Source organism: Corynebacterium pilbarense (genome assembly GCF_026930265.1).
Lineage (GTDB): Bacteria > Actinomycetota > Actinomycetes > Mycobacteriales > Mycobacteriaceae > Corynebacterium > Corynebacterium pilbarense.
The window spans coordinates 1-1700 of record NZ_JANRML010000040.1 but is presented as its reverse complement, the minus strand read 5'-3'; the positions used below and the strand labels follow the sequence as shown (position 1 = coordinate 1700).

1 protein-coding gene is annotated in these 1700 nt (G+C 57.4%); it reads right to left on the bottom strand.

From position 1 onward, the window contains the following. Window positions 1–114: 114 nt before the first annotated feature. Window positions 115–1584, bottom strand: a complete 1470-nt coding sequence (locus NUW87_RS11290; RefSeq protein ID WP_269028614.1) for an integrase core domain-containing protein — start codon at window positions 1582–1584, stop codon at window positions 115–117. Window positions 1585–1700 lie beyond the last annotated feature (116 nt).

The window sequence follows — 1700 nt, the reverse complement described above, 5'->3', positions numbered from 1 at the left end:
TGTTATGTCTATGGACATTTTGGACGCGGAGTCTGGTCACTTATTGGACATGGAGTCTGGTGACTTATTGGACATGGAGTCCAATGGCTTTTTGGACTCCGACTAGTGGTGGTCTTATTGGTCGGGGTTGTGTTTTTTCGGCCGGGGTTTGGATAGGTCTGGGCGCAGTTTCGGCGGTTGACGGTGCTTCATGCCTTCAACGAGGTTGATGTTGATCTGGCCGCCGGCCGGGCGGTGCGTCAGCCTGATGGGCAACGGCACGCTGAACAGGAACTCACCGTCGTGGGCGGTATAGAACTCGGCGACGTTATCGGGGGTGACGATGCTGAACAGCTTGCGGCTTTTAAACCGCAAGCCGATATAGAGGCCGTAGCCGCACACCGAGACTGTCCCGTGCCGGTTGACTTCGAGTTCTACTGGCACGTCGAAGCGGTAGTTTTCCGCGGCGTTGCGGGGATCTATGGTGGGGGCATCCGTGTGTGATGTACCTGGTGTGGTGATTGCACGAACGGTTTCGACCTTGGGCGAAGTGGCAGCTTCCCCAGGGTCGTTTTTCTTCGCTGGCGGTTGTGCCAGCGGGTTGTGTGCCAGGTTGTAGTCGACCACGCGCTGCCAGATCACATCAGGATCCAGCGGATCGGTTGGGGATTCCGCCTGCGGGAAGCTCTCCCAGGCTTGTTGTGGGGTGATGTGCATTTTGCCGACGCGCAGACTTTGGTGATGCCGCTGGGTGTTGTAGACCTCACGGTAGACATCAATGGCGGCTTCAAGATCGGCGAACGTTTTGGGTGTGCGCGCATCAAGAAATTGCACCAGGGTGCGGTGCGCGCGTTCATCCTTGCCCTGGGTCGTTGGCGCAAAGCCTGCAATAGCCATCACGCCTTGTTCCGCTAGCCACACTTCCGTGGCTGATAAACGACCGCGGTGATAGGTGGCAAACGCTTCGCTGTTGTCCGACAGGATCTCTTGCGGCTTGCGGTAGCGAGCAAACGCCTCTTTGAGTGTGGTGCGTGCGTCGGAGCCATTTTCGGGCAGCTTGAACGCTTTGGTGCCGACATCGAATCTGCTGGCGTCGTCGATGACCTGGTAGATGGTGACCTGGGTATGGGCAACGTCGAACAGGCGGTAGACCACCGCGTCGATCTGCCACAGTTCGCACACATAATCACGGGCGAAACGCTTGTACGAGCTGCGGGGACGTTTGCGGGCATTGGCGTCGACCAGCCCGGCTTTATTCAACCACGCTGCAATCGTTGGTCGTGACGGTGTGCGATCCGGGCCGACAGTGTCGAGCAAGTGGTAGTGAATCGAGATCGGCCCGTAGTCCAACCCCTGCTGCTTGAGTGCAACGCGGGCATCGAAGACGGCCTGGCGGTCAGCATCGGTGTAGTTACGAGCCGGGTTTTTCGGGGCGGTGCTGTCCGGCAAAATACCCGCCCGGCCGCGCTTGGCGACACGATCTTTCAGGTTGTGGAACGTCTGGCGTGAGATCCCTTCTTCCTTGCAGAACTGCGTGATGGTTTTGTCGTCACGGACAGGATCGAAATCCGCGATCTTCCTACGTAAATGCGATGAAATAGCCATCCGGCTATTCCACCGCAGTGTCCAACAAGTCATCAGACATGATGTCCAATAAGTGACCAGACTCCGCGTCCAAAAACTCACCAGACTCCATGTCCAAAAAGTGTCAAGACATGACA

What these genes read in the sequence shown, in the direction of transcription:
- NUW87_RS11290 (WP_269028614.1), bottom strand. Translation starts at nt 1,584, where the DNA reads ATGGCTATTTCATCGCATTTACGTAGGAAGATCGCGGATTTCGATCCT.